Source organism: Arthrobacter gallicola (assembly GCF_014836775.1).
GTDB classification, from domain to species: domain Bacteria; phylum Actinomycetota; class Actinomycetes; order Actinomycetales; family Micrococcaceae; genus Arthrobacter_B; species Arthrobacter_B gallicola.
The window spans coordinates 203391-219689 of sequence record NZ_JACSQD010000002.1; the positions used below are offsets into that span (position 1 = coordinate 203391).

A 16299-nucleotide genomic window follows, 5' to 3' on the forward strand; every position below is an offset into this window, starting at 1 on the left:
CGTACCCCGGGTTCGAGCCTGCTACACTTGGCTCCCGGCCGGGCCGCCGTCCGCGGCCGCAGCTTCAGCTTCAGGCGCCGGCCGGTCACAAACCCCCAGGCGGCGCAGCGCGAGCGGCCCCAGGATGGCTCCGCTGAGGATGATCCCGGCGAAGACGAGGCACGGCAGGGCCCAGGTGCCGCCGTCGTACAGCAAACCGGCCAGCAGGGATCCGGCGGCCGCGCCAAGGAGCTCCGCGTTGCTGAGCTGACTGAGACCCCGGCCGGTCCGGGGCGCACTGACCTCCGCGGCAACGGCACGCTGGATCGGCAGGAGGATGGCCCAGGAAGCACTTGTGAGCGTCCAGAGCGCGGCGATCGCCAGCGGACCGGGAGTGAAAGCCAGTCCCGCTGCAGTGAGGGCCGACGCCACGGACGCGACGGCGTACCCCTTCCGCCGGCCGTGGCGTTCGACGAACCTGTGCAGGATGCGCGGCAGAACCGTGAGCGCTATACCGCCGGGCAGGTAGACGAGCGCAATCTGATACACGACTAACTGCAGCGAGTTCTGCAGATGAAGCAGCAGGAGCAGGCCAACGCCTGCCTCCGCGGCACCGGTGATCAACGCGGCCAGCAGCAGCGGTGTCAGCGGCTTTCCGCTACCCGCACCGTGGATTGCGCCAGTCTCGGCGCCCGCCTGCGGAGGCTGGGCCTGCAGCGACTGGGCCTGCGGGGCGCGGGATTCCTGCGAGGGCAAGGCGCGCTGAACGCGAAGCAGCAGAACGGCCGCCGTGGCGCAGACCGCGGCGAGCGCAGCGAAAATTCCGCTGAAACCGGCCAGTGGCAGGAGGACCATCGCCGGAATCCAGAAAAACCAGGATCCGAGAGCTTCGGAGGAGAGCAGCCCGGCGAGGGCTCCGGGGTCATGTCCCAGGTCTTCGGCCGTGATTGCCCGGACCGCAATCCAGAACAGTGCTCCGCCGGTCCCGCCCAGGATGGCGGCCGCGAAGGCGTGCGGCGGAGCCGCGGCCAATGCGTAGCCCAGACAGCTCAGTCCGTAGAGCAGAGCCCCGGCCGCAGCCACCACCGTCCTCCGGCGTGTGTCCACCAGCCGGCCGGCGATCGGACGCGCCAGCACCGAAACACCCAGTTCCACGGCGATCAGGGATCCCACCGCAGCCGGGGAGAATCCCAGCGCTGCACCGGCCCAGAGCGGGAGCAGGAAGTCGATCAGCTCCGCACTGCCGCCAAGCAGGGTGGCAGTGGTTCCCGCGGCCCTGGCCCGGGCTGTTCTCACTCGCATCCCCCGATCCTAGCCGCCGGGAATCTCCGGAAAATGCGGCCCGCAACCCTTGCTATTCCCTTGTCAGACGCCGTATATTCACGATACGGAAGAACTTTTTCATTTTTCAGTCCTCGGTTGCATCAACTGGCGGACCAGCTCGACAAAGCAGACCTGCAAGAGGGAGTAAGGCCATGGCCATTGAAGTAACCGATTCGAACCCGGCAGAGGGTGCCGAAACCATCCTGACCCCCGAGGCCCTGGCGTTCGTCGAGGAGCTGCACAGGCGCTTCGCGTCCACCCGCAATGACCTTCTCGCCGCCCGCACAGCGCGCCGCGAAGCTGTCGCTGCCGGCGGCTCCCTGGATTTCCTCCCCGAAACCGCTGAAATCCGCGAAGGGGACTGGAAGGTTGCAGCCGCACCGCCGGCGCTTCAGGACCGCCGGGTCGAAATGACCGGCCCCGCCTCCCCGGCGAAGATGGCGATCAACGCCCTGAACTCCGGCGCCAAGGTCTGGCTGGCTGATCTGGAAGACGCATCCACCCCCACCTGGCACAACGTGGTGGACGCCGAGTACAACCTGTACCGGGCCGCCCGCGGCGAGCTGTCCTTCACCTCCCCCGAGGGCAAGGAATACGCGCTGCGCACCGACGCGCCGCTCGCCGTCGTCGTGATGCGCCCGCGCGGCTGGCACCTGCCGGAGAAGCACGTGCTTATCGACGGCGAACCGGCTGTCGGCGCGCTGGTCGACTTTGGCCTGCACTTCTTCCACAACGCCAAGCAGCTGCTGGAAAACGGCCACGGCCCGTACTACTACCTCCCCAAGATGGAAAGCCACCTCGAAGCCCGGCTCTGGAACGAGGTCTTTGTGTTTGCTCAGGACTTCCTGGGCGTTCCGCAGGGTTCAGTGCGCGCCACCGTCCTGATCGAAACCATTCCCGCCGCCTTCGAGATGGAGGAGATCCTCTACGAGCTGCGGGACCACGCCTCGGGCCTGAATGCCGGCCGCTGGGACTACCTCTTCAGCATCATCAAGATCTTCCGCGACGCAGGCAAGGACTTCCTGCTCCCGGACCGGGCCGACGTCGCCATGACCGCACCGTTTATGCGCGCTTACACCGAGCTGCTGGTCAAGACCTGCCACCGCCGCGGCGCCTTCGCCATGGGCGGGATGGCCGCCTTCATCCCGAACCGGCGCGAACCGGAGATCACCGCAAAGGCGTTCGAGAAGGTCACCGCGGATAAGACCCGGGAAGCCAACGACGGCTTCGACGGTTCCTGGGTGGCCCACCCGGACATGGTGGCCACGTGCCGCGAGGTCTTCGACGGAATCCTCGGCGAGAAGCCGAACCAGGTGGACCGGCTTCGCGAGGACGTTTCGGTCACGGCGAAGGACCTGCTCAACGTCACCACCGCCGAAGGCTCCATCACCGAGGCGGGGCTGCGCTCCAACCTCTACGTCGCCGTTGCCTACACCGCTGTGTGGCTTTCGGGCAACGGCGCAGTCGCCATCCACAACCTGATGGAGGACGCCGCGACGGCGGAAATCTCGCGCTCCCAGGTGTGGCAGCAGGTCCGTAACGGAGTTGTCCTGGAGGACACCGGCGAGACCGTGACCGAGGAACTCGTCACCCGGATCCTGGCTGAGGAGACCGAGCGGCTGCGCGGAGAAGTGGATGAGGACAAGTTCAACCGTTTCTACGCGCCGGCCAGTGAGCTGATTGGCCGGATCAGCCTGGACCCGGATTACCCGGACTTCCTGACGCTTCCCGCCTATGAGCTGATCGACTAACTCCCGGGCTCTCGAAGCTGAGAAACGGACCTCCGGCGGACCACTCATCCGTCCGCCGGAGGTCCGTTTCCGGTTTAACCTCCAGCTTCATTTCGGTGCCGGCACACCGCCGTTTTGAGGCCCCTTTCGGCAGGCCGGCACGCCTGCTGAGTCCGACGCGCAGGGCTTAAGAGCGCCGCCTCGTGTTTCCCGGCCGCCGGGTTTGGCAAGATGATCAGCATGAGTCAACGGACCACCACCACTCCGGCACTTCCCGGCAAGGACGCCAAGGCGCTGGCCCGGGCGCTCGACGCCGGCGACGTCACTGTTTTCGTGGACGGCACCGCCCTCCGGCTTCCGCCTGCGGCCCGGGACGCGGTCCTGGATCTGCTCCGCAGGCTGGGATCCGGAGACGCCGTGAGCATTTCCTCGGCGGCGGCTCCCGCGGCTGTTCCGGAGGCGGGACATGATCCGCTCCTGACGACGTCGCAGGCTGCCTCCGCCGCCGGAATCTCCCACACCTATCTGCGGAATCTGACCGACGCCGGCGTTATCCCGGTGGAATACCGCGGAACGCACCGCCGCATCCGAATGTCCGACGTCGAATCCTGGCTGCAGGCGCAGCGGAGCGCCAGCGCAGCCAAGGCGGCCGGGCAGAAGTAGCGTCACCACCCCTTTGTTACCCCCTGAAGACCGGAGCTAAACGTGATTATCGGTATCCCTAAGGAGATCAAGAACAACGAGTTCCGGGTGGCGATTACCGCATCCGGCGTGCACGAGCTGAGTGCGCGCGGCCATACCGTCCTGATCGAAGCCGGCGCGGGTACCGGATCGAATATCACCGACACGGAATATAAGGCCGCCGGAGCGGAAGTCGTTCCCGCCGCGGAAGCGGTCTGGAACCGCGCGGACCTCATCCTGAAGGTCAAGGAACCAATCGCCGCGGAGTACGGATATTTCCGGCCCGGCCTGATCCTCTTCACCTATCTGCATCTCGCCGCGGCTCCGGAACTCACCCGCGCGCTCCTCGATGCGGGGGTGACCGCCATCGCTTATGAAACCGTTCAGGAGGGCCGGGCGCTGCCCCTGCTCGCACCGATGTCGGAGGTCGCCGGGCGCCTGGCGGTGCAGGTGGGCGCGCAGTGCCTGATGGCACCCGCCGGCGGACCGGGCCTGCTGCTGGGCGGTGTCCCCGGGGTGCGCCCTGCAAAGGTAGTGGTGCTGGGCGCCGGAGTTGCCGGCACGAATGCCACCGCCGTAGCCGTGGGCGCACACGCGGACGTCACCGTGCTGGACATCAACATTCACCGGCTGCGGGAACTGGACGCCCAATACGCCGGGCGGATCAAGACGGTGGCCTCCAACGGCTTCGAAATCGAGCGTGCCCTGCTGGACGCGGATCTGGTGATCGGGTCGGTGCTGATTCCCGGCGCCCGTGCCCCGAAGCTGGTCACGAATGACATGGTCGCGCGGATGAAATCCGGGAGCGTCCTGGTGGACATCGCCGTGGATCAGGGCGGATGTTTCGAGGACAGCCGCCCCACGACCCATGAGGATCCGACGTTCCGGGTCCACGGTTCCCTGTTCTACTGCGTGGCCAACATGCCCGGCGCCGTGCCGAACACCTCCACCTACGCCTTGACCAACGTGACCCTGCCCTACGCCGTCGCCCTGGCAGACAAGGGCGTGCGGGCTGCCTTCGAAGCAAGCCCGGCCCTGGCCCGGGGGCTGAACATCGCTGGCGGCAAGGTGGCCCACCACTCGGTTTCCGAAGCCCACGGCCTGGATCTGGCCGCCGGCTGGTCAGAGCTGGTCTCCGGCTGACCAGAGCCTGCTCGAACTGCGCAACAGGCCGGCAGCCCTGCGGGGCTGCCGGCCTGTTGCAAGTGATTCGGGGAAGAAACTTAGTGGGCTACCGGTACTTTGGCTGCCGCACTGCGGAGCACGGGTGCCCCGAGCATCGAAATCACGACGGCGCCAAGACCCATCGGAATCACGAAGAGGAAGTAGAGGTCTCCCGGCGTCCAGCCGCCGTCGATCAAGGTGCCCGCCAGGATCGGGGACACGATGGCGCCGACCCGGCCCATCCCGATGACCAGGCCCAGGGCGGTGCTGCGGACCTCCGAGTCGTAATAGGTGGGGCTGATCGCCAGCATGCCGGCGATCGGAGCGTTGGACCCGAAGCCCACCAGCGCGGCGGCAAACAGAGCCAGTGGCAGCGACCCCTCGGTGGAGTTCGCGAAGGCCACGAACGTGGCAGCACCGACCACGAAGAAGACCGCCAGGACCTTGCGCATCTCATACCGCGCACCGAAGACCCCCAGGGTAACGGCACCTGCGATGGCACCGACGCTGAACAGCACGCCGGCATTAATGCCGTCCTGAGCGCTGAAACCGCTGGCGGTGATCAGCTTCGGCGTCCACGAGTTGGCGAAGTAGAAGCTGGCCATCAGGATGAAGTACGCCAGCGAGAGCAGGATGGTCCGGCGGGCATTGGCCCCGGTGAGGACGTCGGCGAAGCGGGATTTTTCGCTGCGCGGTCCCGGATCCGGCAGTTCGCTGACGGGGTCCTGGCCAATGCTGCGCAGAGTCTTGTTGATGCGCTCCAGAGCATTAGCGGGACGGCGCACGGCCAGGTAATCAATCGATTCCGGCAGGACCTTCAGGACAAGCGGGATCATGATGAGGGTGGCGAGGGCTCCGAAAAGGAACGCGGAGCGCCAGCCGAAGGCAGTAATCAGCAGGCCGGTGATCAGGCCGCCCAGGACGCCGCCGATCGGCTGGCCAATGCTGACAATGGCCAGCGCCGTGGAACGGCGCTTGGCGTTGGAGAATTCCGAGGCGAAAACGTTGATGGTGGCCTGCAGAGTACCGATGGCGACGCCGGTGAGAACGCGCAGGATCAGCAACACTTCGTAGGACGGCGCAAACGCCGCCCCAAGCATGCCGAGGGCGACGACGCAGACACCAATCAGGAGGGTCTTCTGCCGGCCGATGACGTCCGCGATCGTCGAAACGAAGATCGATCCGACCGCCATGCCGACCAGGGCCGCGCTGAGCAGGAAACCGAGTTTGGCGCCGTTGAGGTCCCATTCCCTGGAGACGTCGGCTGCGCTGAAGGCCATGACCAGAACGTCGAAACCGTCGATCATGTAGAGGGCTGTACAAATTGCAATGATTCCGACTTGCCGCCGGCTCATGGTGGAATCTTCGATCCGGTCTTTGAGGTGCATTCCTAAAATGCTAGGGGAGACGAGCGCCACACCGTGATTTGCGTCCCGTTTGCGCTTTCGGATTACACACTGCCCGGAACCGGATTTTAAGGCCGGCATGGATCAGGCGTATGATTCCCAGCCCGCGCAGCGGAGTGCGGTTTCCCCCGGACGTTCGGTCAGGAGGGCTGGAAGTGTGTCTCGGAAGGAGCACCGTTCAGCCGCGCCACTAACTCGCCGGCCAGGACCTTGAGCTTAAGGTTGCGGCTGTTTGAGGCACGTTTCAGCGTTTCGAAGGCTTCGCGCTGGGTGCAGCGGTTCTGCCCCATGATGATGCCTACGGCCAGGTCGATGTCCGTGCGGGACTGGAGCACGGCCTGCAGGTCCTCCACCGTGGTGGCGCGCTGGGACATCCGCACCGCCAGCCTGAGGGCCAGGGACGCTTCGGCCGCGTAGGTACGGGCCACGCGCTGGAACTCCTCATCAAACACCCCGGGGGCGCGGGAATAGAGGTTCAGGGCTGCACGTGAGTGCCCCTCGAGGTCCAGCGGGACGGCGTACATGGTGCTCACACCCTGCGCGAGGACGTGCTGCAGGTACTCCGGCCAGCGCTCGTCCCGGGAGGTGTCAGGGACAAAAACCGGCTCATGGACGCGCAGCGCGTGCAGGCAGGGGCCGTCATCAAACGCATACTGCATTTCATCCATTTCCAGCGCAGTGCTGTCACTGCTTGCCACCGTGAAACTCAGTTCGCGGGAGCGCTGCAGGGTGATGCCGCAGTACACCATTCCCCTGGAGGACAGCGAGGATGAACTGAGCCTGGCCAGTTGCTGGAGGAACTCCAAAACGTCCTCGTGGTGCACCAGCAGATCCTGCAGCTGGGCCGCCGTTGCGGTCCCTGACCTCAGGTCATCCATTATTCATTTTCCCGCTCCAACGCCCGCACCCAGTGCACCTAATTGTCGTGTCCGAGGTTAGATACTACGATATCGAGATACGGTCAAGACGCGGCCACGGCTTCTGGACACCCTTACGGAGTTATAAATGGGCCTTCCGGCGCATTTGCCGCTGTGCCTCGACTGCGGCGTCGACGACTATTTGATCTACGAGTACTACACCGCGCCGGCCGACGGTGGCCCCGGCGTTGTCAGCTACACCTGTTCAGCCTGCGAGACTTTTGCGGGCCACGAGGTTCCGGCTGGCTGGACTCCCCCGGGGTGGCGCATTGCGCACTGATCCGCCCGGGCCTGCGGCAGGCACTCTGAGCCGGCTGCTCGGCGCTGCTGCACTCCTCTCAGGACAGGCCAGAGAGCACTTTTTGGCCGATTTGTCCCTGACCGAGGATTCCCTCCTCATTCTCAGAACACTTTCAGCAGTCGGAATGCCGGTGGCCGAAATTGCCGAAAAGGCACATCTGAGCCCTGGGAAAGCAGCTGCCGGACTCGCTGCCCTGCGCACCGCCGGCTATGCCGTCCGCTCGTCCCAGGAGACGTGGTCCAAGAGCACGGCCGGCCAGCAGATCCTGGCTGACCTCGCACTGAGGAAGCAAAGCTGCGAGGCCAGGCCGGACACGGAGGACCTGCGGCAGGCACTGCTGACGCTCATCAAAACCATGGATTCGCCGCCCCCGCATCTGGAACGGAACCCGTCCTAGGAGAAGGCGGCACCGGACACAGCAGCGGGCCCGGAGCCGGATTACTCCGCTCCGGGCCCGCTGCCCCCGACTGTCCGGTTAAGCTGTCTGGGCCACCGGGAAGCGTTCCCACACCCGGTGCTGCGACAGCAGTTCCGTCAGCGCCGGCACGATCTGTGCGGGGTCAGTGGAGATGATGCCCGGGGCATCGCCCGGAATGCCCGACGCCGCCAGCACCGCTGCGCCCGGACCCCAGGCGGCCAGCGCCTTGGAGTGCCGGTATGCCTCGGTGAGGAGGATCGCGACGCGGGGATCGATGGCGGGATGTCCGGACGGGTTCCCGGCCTTGGCATCGAGACTGTCGGCGTCGTCAGCACCGTGCCTGCCCGCCCCGGCAACGATCACGGCGTCAAACTCGGTGGAACGGGCGGTGAGGTAGGTCCGCTGCGCGGTCACCTGACCCGCCAGCTTTCCACCCTTCGGGGCGATAATCAGCGGGACCATGTTTGCTGCATCAATGGCTGCGCGGACCTGGTCCAAGGCGGCGAGATCGGTGGTCTCATCAGCCAGAATGCCGATGACGCGGCCGTCAACGGGCCATGCTTTACCAACCTGGCGGAGGGCCGGGCTTGGGTCGGCATCCTCCACCGCCACGGCCGGAGCCGGCGGGGTCAGCCCGAGTCCGGCGGCCACCTCGGCGCAGAGCCGCTCGTCGATGTTCGCGAGCTGCTGCAGCTGGCGGATCCGGATGTTTTCCTCGTAGCACTTGCCCAGTTCGAAGGTGTACGCCTGAATCAAGTGATCCTGCTCCACCGGCGTCAGTGAACGGAAGAACTGACGCGGCTGGCTGTAATGATCGTCGAAGGTGGCCGGGTTTTCCCGCACCTTCCGCGATTCGGCCACCGGAGCGGGCACGTCGATGAACGCGCCCATGTCCGCGCCTGCAAGGAACGGGCAGCCGCCGTCCAGGGAGTTGGGCTGATACGGGGCAACCCCGCTGTGCACGGCATCCTGGTGGAAGCCTTCCCTGAACATGTCATTGACCGGCGCATGCGGACGGTTGATCGGAATCTGGTGGAAGTTCGGTCCCCCCAGACGGGTCAGCTGCGTATCGATGTAGGAGAACAGCCGGCCCTGCAGCAGCGGATCGTTGGTCACGTCGATGCCCGGGACCAGGTGTCCGGGGTGGAAGGCAACCTGCTCGGTCTCGGCAAAGTAATTGGTGGTGTTCCGGTTCAGGGTCATGGTGCCGATGATCTGCACCGGAGCCAGTTCCTCCGGAACGATCTTGGTGGGGTCCAGGAGGTCGATACCCGCGAACATCTCCTCTTCCGTGTCAGGAAAGACCTGAACACCCAGGTCCCACTGCGGGTAGGCACCCGCTTCAATGGCGTCCGCCAGGTCGCGGCGGTGGAAGTCAGGATCCATGCCGTTGATGATTTGGGCTTCTTCCCACACCAGCGAATGCACGCCAAGCCGGGGCTTCCAGTGGAACTTCACCAGCGAGGTTTCGCCCTTGGCATTCACCAGCCGGAAGGTGTGGACGCCGAACCCTTCCATGGTGCGGTAGGACCGCGGGATGCCCCGGTCCGACATGTTCCACATGGTGTGGTGCTGCGCTTCAGTGTGCAGCGAAACGAAGTCCCAGAAAGTATCGTGGGCGCTCTGTGCCTGGGGAATCTCCCGGTCAGGGTGCGGTTTGCCGGCGTGGATCACATCGGGGAACTTGATCGCATCCTGAATGAAGAACACCGGAATATTGTTTCCGACCAGGTCGAAGGTGCCCTCATCGGTGTAGAACTTCGTGGCAAAGCCGCGGGTGTCGCGCACGGTGTCGGAGGAGCCCCGCGAACCAAGAACAGTGGAGAAACGAACAAAGACCGGCGTTTGTGCGTCCTTGGCGAGGAAGCCGGCGCGGGTGATGCCTTCCGCTGCACCGTTGGCGGTGAAGACACCGTGTGCTGCGGCACCGCGGGCGTGGACTACGCGCTCGGGGATCCGCTCGTGGTCGAAGTGGGTGATTTTCTCCCGGAGGTGGTGGTCCTGCAGCAGCACCGGCCCGCGCGGACCGGCCTTCAAAGAGTGGTCGGTATCCTGCAGCCGGGCCCCCTGCGCGGTGGTCAGGTAGCGGCCTGACTGCGCATTGGAAGTCTTAGGCGCTCCGGTGGGGACACCGGTGGGGGATACCGTTTCCGGACCGTCCTGGTCCGGCTTGGGCGGCAAGGGCTCGCGCGGTTCGGTTGGTTCCGCCAGGCTCGGCGCCTGGGGCGCCGGTGCACCGGGAATGGGCAGTCCGTCTGCAGAAGTGCTCTGATCAGCCATGTAAGCCTCCATCTCGTGGAACGTTGCAGCGGCGCATCGCGCCGCCCCACATCCACCCTACCTAAAAATAGTAAGGGTGCTGAACAACTCCGGATTTTGGCGGGCAGATTTTCCGCGGCAGACATAAAGGACGGATCCGCCTGCAGGGGGGACACAGGCAGATCCGTCCTTGGGGGTGTCATACCCCTCGCCGCCGCTTCGTCATGGGCTCCCGCAGTGGAGCCGTCCCGATTCGGCGGACGTTTTGTGGTGCAGTTCAGTCCCAGAGACCGTCTGCCCAGGCAGCATCTCTCAGGTAGTCACGGGCCGGCCCGACGCTCCACAGCTCGCCACGGGACTCGACGTACCCCATGTCCCGCATGTCTTCTACGGTGCCTTCACTGCATCCCAGGACCGCTCCCAGGTCTTTCTGGTCCGCGGCCAGAACCAGTTCATTCCGTTGTGCCACAGCAGCGACCTCTTTCTTCTGCAAGATGTTCCCCCCGGACCATCCGGAGCGGCTAGTGCTTGTCCAGGAGCAGGGCTTCGCGCTCCGTGCTCCAGGTCCTTGCGTACAGCCCCATGGCCGCTTCCTCACGGAGCGACAAGCCAAGGCGGTTCAGCAGCATGTGTGCCTGGTAAACGGTGAGGTGCTGGGCACTGCGGCTGACACGGGCCTTGTCCGCCCGGTACAAGTAGGTGTCCATGGTGCGGAACCAGCGGCGCCGCCAGTTCTCAACCGCGGATTCTGCGGCTGTGGCCGCCATCAGGCGGTGCGTCGGCATGACCTTGGCGCTGACCTGGACTGTCATCGCCTGGCGGACACTCGCGGCACGGGGGCCGAAGCCCGCGGTGCAGCTGCGCAGATGGCTGTCCCAGTAATAGTCCCAGGAAAGCCGACGCCGGTCCGGCCAGCTGGACGCGCGCGGGCCCTTCATCATGCTGCGCGCCGAATCGAAAAGAAGCAGGGAGCCCAGCGCCCATCTGTTCTGCACCTTGGGAAAGCGGGCTGTGGCCCAGGTGCCCAGGTCGGAGGAGAGCTCGAAGACTTCTTCCGCGAGGGACAGGCCCTCTACTCCACCGTATTTGGCGAGATCGGCTTCCACCCGGGGGTCCTGCTGTTCGGCACCGCCGGGACCGAGCCGGTCACTGGCGGGATCCCCGAAGGCATGGGTGACGCTCAGGTGACCGATTACTCCGCTGGCCTGCTCCTGCAGTGCTCCGAGCAGTGACTGCAGCCGGTCCAGGGTCTCCTGCGGAGCCAGGATCTTCACCCGCACGTGGGCGTTCGAGGGTTCAGAGCAGCGGGTGTAAAACCATCGCTGCGCTCCCCAGAGCTGTGCCTGCGCCGCCAGCGGGGTAACCAGTTCTCCAATGATGCCGTCCGCTACATCGAAGCCACCGGTATAGATCGAAAGCGTCCACCAGTGAGTGCTTGCATTAGTTCGCGAGGCGTTTCGAACTGCTGTTAGCTGGCTCATGGCGATCTTCCTCCGGGTTCAAATCTGGTTACCACCGCTGGGGCGGGTCTATATGTGTACTGCTGGATGGTTCTTCCCCCAAAGCGAGGGGACTAAATCAGAACCATTCCCAGCTCTTGATGGAAACCGTTGATCCTGTAGCTTTCTCCATGGTCGTATCCCCTCTTTTTAGTTCGGCTGGTTGCACAGCCGGGTGTGTTTGACTCCGAAAGCTTCCCCCGCCCTGAGAGGGTGTGTCCACAGTTACGAATTTCAGCTTCCTGTCATGGCCTGTTGATGCCCGAAGCACTCCCGTTACCCGGCGCGGGGCGCGTAATCTCGCGCTGGGGAGCACGGATTTCGCCGGCTTAGGTGCCCAAACTGGGAATTTGCATGGAGAATGGCATTAACTTGCCATGTCACTTTCTCCGGGTTCCAATTTCGACCCGGAACGCTTTGTGCCCGCAGGGATGAGAAGACACCGGCGCTGACAAACGTAACGGCCCGCCAGGGCTCTACGCCGCGGTTTGAGGAGGAAAAAGGTGCTTGATCAGGTGTCGGTTGAGGTCTACCGCTATGCGGTGGCCCATCCTGGCTGGACCCCCGCCGAAGCCTCGGACGCTCTGGGGTACACCACGCGTGCCATTGACCAGGCTGTGGACGAGCTTCGCTCCCGGTGCCTGCTCTTTGCGGAAGGAGCGGATGTTCCGGTCTATACAGCGGTGTCCCCCGACGTCGCGCTGGCCGAACTTGTGGACCCCGACGAACGGGCCATGCTGGAGCTCCGCTCCCGGATCGGCGCCAAGCGCAGGGAGCTGGCTAGTCTGGTGCCCACGTTCGCCGAAGCCCGCCGGCAGGCATCCGCGGATGCCTCCGTGGAGGTGCTCGAAGACCCGGAACAGGTGCAGCGCGTCCTCATCGAATACGGCCGGTCAGCGTCCGAGCGGGTGCTGATTGCCCGGCCCGGGCACGGCTCCAACGCTGACTTCCAGGAGGAAAGCGTCCAGAAGGATCTGGATCTGCTTCGCGCCGGGGTCCGGAGGCAGACTCTGTATCACGCCAGCACCCGGGACCACGTTCCCACCCGCAAGGCCGTGGAAATGATCAGCGGCGCCGGGGGCGAGTTCCGGACCCTGCCCTACGTCCCTCTCCGCACGCTGATCTTTGATGACAAGGTTGCCGTGGTAGCGCGGCAGCTGCACACCTATGACCGCGCCGGACTGGTGATCCGCGACCCGAACCTGATCGGCCTGTTCGCCATGCTCTTCGAGTTCGCGTGGAGCCTCGCGGAGCCCTTCCTGGATGAGGACCCGGGGAAAGCCGGGCTCAACAGCACCCAGCGGTCGGTCCTGGCGGGACTGGCGGCGGGCCACTCCGACGAAGTGATCGCCCGCAGGGTGGGCATCAGTGTGCGGACCTGCCGCCGGCATATTGCGTGGATGCTCGAAGAACTGAAGGCCGAAAGCCGGTTTCAGGCCGGGGTGAAGGCGCACAAAGCCGGTTGGATCTAGGAAACGCATGTTGCTTCCCGGTCAACTCGAATGCCATGATGTGGCATGACTTTCGAGGAAACCACGGGATCGACGCTGACCCCGGAAGCACAGGTGGCGCTTGACCGGGCCACGGATTCAGCCCACCGGCACCATGACCTGCTCTCGGACCGGGCCTTCCACATCAAACAGTCCGCGGTCCGGGATGTTTTCGACATCTCCATTCAACCCGGCCTGATTTCCCTGGCGGGCGGCAGCCCCTATCTTCAGTCGCTCCCCTTGGACGGGCTGGCCGACACGGCAGCGGACATCATCCGCAACCACGGTCTGGAAGCCCTGCAATACGGTCCGGGGCAGGGCCTGCAGGAGCTTCGGGAGCTGGCCTGCGAAGTCATGGCGGCCGAGGGAATCCTGGACGCCGACCCCTCGGACATCGTCATCACCACCGGTTCCCAGTCCGCCCAGGACGTGGCGGCCAAGGTGTTCTGCAATCCCGGTGACGTGGTGCTCTGCGAGGATCCCACCTACGTGGGCGCGCTGAACGCCTTTGAGGCTTATGAGGTGGACCTGCAGCCGGTCCCCATGGACTCCGACGGGCTGATCCCCGAAGCGCTCGAAGAGCGGATCCGCGCCCTGAAGGATGCCGGCAAACGGATCAAGTTCCTCTACACGATCCCCAGCTTCAACAATCCGAGCGGAATCACCCTCGCTGCCGAGCGCCGCAGCGCCGTCGTCCGCATCTGCCGGGAAAACAACATCCTGGTGCTGGAAGACAACCCCTATGGGATGCTGCGCTTCGACGGGGAACCGCTGGTCCCGCTTCGTGCCGACCACCCGGAAGACGTCCTGTATCTGGGGTCCTTCTCGAAGATTTTCGCGCCGGGCCTGCGGCTGGGCTGGGCCCTGGTGCCCAAGCATCTCTTCCGCCGCTTCTACCTGGCCTGTGAGGCCGTGGTGCTCTGCCCCTCACCCCTCACCCAGATGATCACCGCAGCGTACCTTCGGGACTTTGACTGGATGGGGCGGGTCCGGGCTTCACGCACCTTTTACGCCGAACGCTGTGCAGCCATGCTCCGCGCACTGGACGAGCAGATGCCCGACGGCGTGAGCTGGACGGTCCCGGACGGAGGCTTCTTCATCTGGGTCAGCCTGCCCGAAGGCACCGACACGTACCCGCTGCTGACTGAAGCCATCGAGGCCGGGGTGGTATTCATCCCGGGAGCGGCCTTCACCCCGGACGATGCTCCGAGCGCCCAGCTGCGCCTGGCATTCAGCGCCGTCTCCCCCGAGGAGATAGCCGAGGGCGTCCGCCGGCTCGCGCCGGTCATCCGCCGGGCGGTTGAGGCCCGGGCGTCCTAGCCCGGACCGCGCCCGCCTGCTACTTCCGGTGCCGGCGGTCCACCATCGGCACCACGATCACGAACAGCAGCGCCATGATCGCCAGCCGCCAGAGCGTGCCGAGGCCGGGGAAGAGGATGATCAGCAGGCTGGAGACGATAAAGGCGCCCGCGAGGATCCACAGCGTCCGTTTCCAGTCGATCTTGGGCCCGCTGCCGCCGGGTCCGGGGTTCATTGCCATGCTTCTCCGATCGTTTGCCTGGCCTCGAGCCTAGTCCAGCAGCAGTGCCGGTTCCTCCAGGATGGCTGCGACGTCGGCCATAAAGCGGGCGGAAAGATCGCCGTCCACCACGCGGTGGTCGAAGGAACCACCCAGGGTGGTGATCCAGCGCGGGATCACTTCGCCGTCGAGCACCCAGGGCTTCTGCTTGATGGTGCCGAAGGCCACGATCGCGACTTCCCCGGGATTGATGATCGGAGTACCGGTATCAATTCCCAGGGCGCCGATGTTGGTGACGGTCAGCGTTCCGCCGCGCATGTCCGCAGGCGGAGTCTTGCCTGCCCGGGCCGTGGTTGCGAGGTTGTTGATCGCGATGGCCAGTTCCTTCAGGGAAAGGTCCTGGGCATCCTTGATGTTCGGCACCATCAGGCCCCGCGGGGTCGCGGCGGCGATTCCGAGGTTCATAAAGTGCTTCACATGGATCTCATCCTCCGCCCAGGTGGCGTTGACTGAGGGGTTGCGGGCGGCCGCCCAGATCACGGCTTTGGCCAGGATCAGCAGCGGGGACACCTTGATGCCCTCGAAGTCCCGGGAAACCTTCAGCCGTTTGACGAACTCCATGGTCCGGGAAGCATCCACATCCACGAAGATGCTGACGTGCGGGGCGGTGAAGGCGCTCTCCACCATGGCCTTGGCCGTAGCCTTGCGCACACCCTTGACCGGGATCCTCTCGATCCTGCGTTCCTGCGGCTTGGTAGCGGGCGACCAGAAGGTGTCGGCTGAATCCTGTTCAGACTCACGCTGGGCCTGGTAACTGATCAGGTCCTGCTTGGTCACCTCTCCCCCGGCGCCGGTGGCCGGAACGTCCGCGAGGTTGATGCCCAGGTCCTTCGCTGCCTTGCGGACCGGCGGCTTCGCGAGGACACGCTGGAGCAGCTGGTTGAAGCGGTCCTGGACGGCTGCCTGGCGCGGGGCTGCGGTGGGCTGCCGGGTTTCGGTTGACGGCCGGGTTTCAGACGGCGCTGGGCCGGCAGTGCTGGGGCTTGCCGTGGACGCGGCTGCCGGGGATGCAGGTGCCGGCTCTGCGGGATCCGCCTGCCCGGTCTCCGGCCCGTTGGCCTCGTTCAAACCCTGGCCCGCGGGACGGACGCCCGCCCGCCTCGGACGGCGCCGGACCGGGTCCGCCTTGGGTCCGCTGCCGGTCAGGGAGGCCGACGGCGGCGCGTCGGCTCCGGCGGGCGCTGCGGGGGCAGCGGGGGCTGGCTCGGGCGCTGACTCGGGTACTGAGGCTGCGGCCGCGGGCGTCGACGGTGCGGCGGCGGGCGCCGGCACGCCGGCTTCCGGAGCGCCGGCGGAGACCCGGAATATCGGGGTTCCGACATCCACCGTCTCCCCCTCCTGAACGAGGATGCCGGTGACCGTGCCGGCGAACGGGGAAGGCAGCTCAACCAGGGACTTGGCCGTCTCGATTTCCACGATCACGTCGTTGATCGCGACGGTGTCGCCTTCCTTGACCTTCCACTGGACTATCTCGGCCTCGGTGAGTCCCTCGCCGACGTCGGGCAGGTTGAACGTTTTCTCAGTCATGGAATCTCGATCTGGCGTTGGCCGGC

14 protein-coding genes are annotated in these 16299 nt (G+C 65.5%); 6 read left to right on the forward strand and 8 right to left on the reverse strand.

The window, feature by feature from the left end:
* Nucleotides 1-21 precede the first annotated feature (21 nt).
* The gene (locus tag H9639_RS05330) at nucleotides 22-1281 is read right to left on the reverse strand and encodes an MFS transporter (RefSeq protein ID WP_191807093.1); all 1260 of its coding nucleotides are present in this window, start codon (nucleotides 1279-1281) and stop codon (nucleotides 22-24) included.
* Between the two features lie 173 nt (nucleotides 1282-1454).
* Here H9639_RS05330 and aceB point away from each other — a divergent pair, with 173 nt between their 5' ends.
* From aceB to ald, 3 genes are all read left to right on the forward strand, one after another.
* The gene (gene aceB / locus H9639_RS05335; RefSeq protein ID WP_191807094.1) at nucleotides 1455-3053 is read left to right on the forward strand and encodes a malate synthase A; all 1599 of its coding nucleotides are present in this window, start codon (nucleotides 1455-1457) and stop codon (nucleotides 3051-3053) included.
* A 219-nt stretch (nucleotides 3054-3272) separates the two neighbouring features.
* Nucleotides 3273-3695: a helix-turn-helix domain-containing protein gene (locus tag H9639_RS05340; RefSeq protein WP_191807095.1), complete on the forward strand. Its 423-nt coding sequence runs from the start codon at nucleotides 3273-3275 to the stop codon at nucleotides 3693-3695.
* Between the two features lie 42 nt (nucleotides 3696-3737).
* Complete coding sequence (gene ald, locus H9639_RS05345; RefSeq protein WP_191807096.1) at nucleotides 3738-4856, forward strand: alanine dehydrogenase; 1119 nt, start codon at nucleotides 3738-3740, stop codon at nucleotides 4854-4856.
* A gap of 80 nt (nucleotides 4857-4936) precedes the next feature.
* Here the strand turns inward: ald and H9639_RS05350 are convergent, their stop codons facing one another.
* Both H9639_RS05350 and H9639_RS05355 read right to left on the reverse strand, forming a co-directional pair.
* Nucleotides 4937-6265, reverse strand: a complete 1329-nt coding sequence (locus tag H9639_RS05350) for an MFS transporter (protein WP_191807097.1) — start codon at nucleotides 6263-6265, stop codon at nucleotides 4937-4939.
* Between the two features lie 158 nt (nucleotides 6266-6423).
* On the reverse strand, nucleotides 6424-7161 hold the full coding sequence (locus H9639_RS05355) for a GAF and ANTAR domain-containing protein (RefSeq protein ID WP_191807098.1): 738 nt from the start codon (nucleotides 7159-7161) through the stop codon (nucleotides 6424-6426).
* 401 nt (nucleotides 7162-7562) lie between these two features.
* Here H9639_RS05355 and H9639_RS05360 point away from each other — a divergent pair, with 401 nt between their 5' ends.
* Nucleotides 7563-7898, forward strand: a complete 336-nt coding sequence (locus H9639_RS05360; RefSeq protein ID WP_191807099.1) for a hypothetical protein — start codon at nucleotides 7563-7565, stop codon at nucleotides 7896-7898.
* A gap of 78 nt (nucleotides 7899-7976) precedes the next feature.
* On the opposite strand, the gene H9639_RS05365 is transcribed toward H9639_RS05360, so the two are convergent.
* The 3 genes from H9639_RS05365 to H9639_RS05375 form a co-directional block, all read right to left on the reverse strand.
* Nucleotides 7977-10199, reverse strand: coding sequence for a catalase (locus H9639_RS05365; RefSeq protein ID WP_191807100.1), 2223 nt, complete (start codon nucleotides 10197-10199; stop codon nucleotides 7977-7979).
* 256 nt (nucleotides 10200-10455) lie between these two features.
* Nucleotides 10456-10647 carry a hypothetical protein gene (locus H9639_RS05370; protein WP_191807101.1) on the reverse strand — a complete coding sequence of 64 codons (192 nt, stop codon included), beginning with the start codon at nucleotides 10645-10647 and terminating at the stop codon, nucleotides 10456-10458.
* A gap of 52 nt (nucleotides 10648-10699) precedes the next feature.
* Nucleotides 10700-11659 (reverse strand): lantibiotic dehydratase C-terminal domain-containing protein, encoded by a 960-nt coding sequence (locus H9639_RS05375; protein WP_191807102.1) that lies wholly within the window; start codon nucleotides 11657-11659, stop codon nucleotides 10700-10702.
* A gap of 521 nt (nucleotides 11660-12180) precedes the next feature.
* Here H9639_RS05375 and H9639_RS05380 point away from each other — a divergent pair.
* Both H9639_RS05380 and H9639_RS05385 read left to right on the forward strand, forming a co-directional pair.
* Nucleotides 12181-13149, forward strand: coding sequence for a helix-turn-helix transcriptional regulator (locus H9639_RS05380; protein ID WP_191807103.1), 969 nt, complete (start codon nucleotides 12181-12183; stop codon nucleotides 13147-13149).
* Nucleotides 13150-13194: 45 nt separating this feature from the next.
* Nucleotides 13195-14487 carry an aminotransferase-like domain-containing protein gene (locus tag H9639_RS05385; RefSeq protein ID WP_191807104.1) on the forward strand — a complete coding sequence of 431 codons (1293 nt, stop codon included), beginning with the start codon at nucleotides 13195-13197 and terminating at the stop codon, nucleotides 14485-14487.
* A 19-nt stretch (nucleotides 14488-14506) separates the two neighbouring features.
* Here the strand turns inward: H9639_RS05385 and H9639_RS05390 are convergent, their stop codons facing one another.
* Together H9639_RS05390 and H9639_RS05395 are read right to left on the reverse strand one after the other, a co-directional pair.
* Nucleotides 14507-14707, reverse strand: coding sequence for a hypothetical protein (locus tag H9639_RS05390; RefSeq protein WP_191807105.1), 201 nt, complete (start codon nucleotides 14705-14707; stop codon nucleotides 14507-14509).
* Nucleotides 14708-14737: 30 nt separating this feature from the next.
* Nucleotides 14738-16273 (reverse strand): dihydrolipoamide acetyltransferase family protein, encoded by a 1536-nt coding sequence (locus H9639_RS05395; protein WP_191807106.1) that lies wholly within the window; start codon nucleotides 16271-16273, stop codon nucleotides 14738-14740.
* Between the last annotated feature and the right edge of the window lie 26 nt (nucleotides 16274-16299).

Coding starts and splice junctions, on each gene's coding strand:
- H9639_RS05350 (WP_191807097.1), bottom strand. CDS start 6,265: ATGCACCTCAAAGACCGGATCGAAGATTCCACCATGAGCCGGCGGCAA.
- H9639_RS05365 (WP_191807100.1), bottom strand. CDS start 10,199: ATGGCTGATCAGAGCACTTCTGCAGACGGACTGCCCATTCCCGGTGCA.
- H9639_RS05390 (WP_191807105.1), bottom strand. CDS start 14,707: ATGGCAATGAACCCCGGACCCGGCGGCAGCGGGCCCAAGATCGACTGG.
- H9639_RS05340 (WP_191807095.1), top strand. CDS start 3,273: ATGAGTCAACGGACCACCACCACTCCGGCACTTCCCGGCAAGGACGCC.
- aceB (WP_191807094.1), top strand. CDS start 1,455: ATGGCCATTGAAGTAACCGATTCGAACCCGGCAGAGGGTGCCGAAACC.
- H9639_RS05385 (WP_191807104.1), top strand. CDS start 13,195: ATGACTTTCGAGGAAACCACGGGATCGACGCTGACCCCGGAAGCACAG.
- H9639_RS05330 (WP_191807093.1), bottom strand. CDS start 1,281: ATGCGAGTGAGAACAGCCCGGGCCAGGGCCGCGGGAACCACTGCCACC.
- H9639_RS05395 (WP_191807106.1), bottom strand. CDS start 16,273: ATGACTGAGAAAACGTTCAACCTGCCCGACGTCGGCGAGGGACTCACC.
- H9639_RS05375 (WP_191807102.1), bottom strand. CDS start 11,659: ATGAGCCAGCTAACAGCAGTTCGAAACGCCTCGCGAACTAATGCAAGC.
- H9639_RS05355 (WP_191807098.1), bottom strand. CDS start 7,161: ATGGATGACCTGAGGTCAGGGACCGCAACGGCGGCCCAGCTGCAGGAT.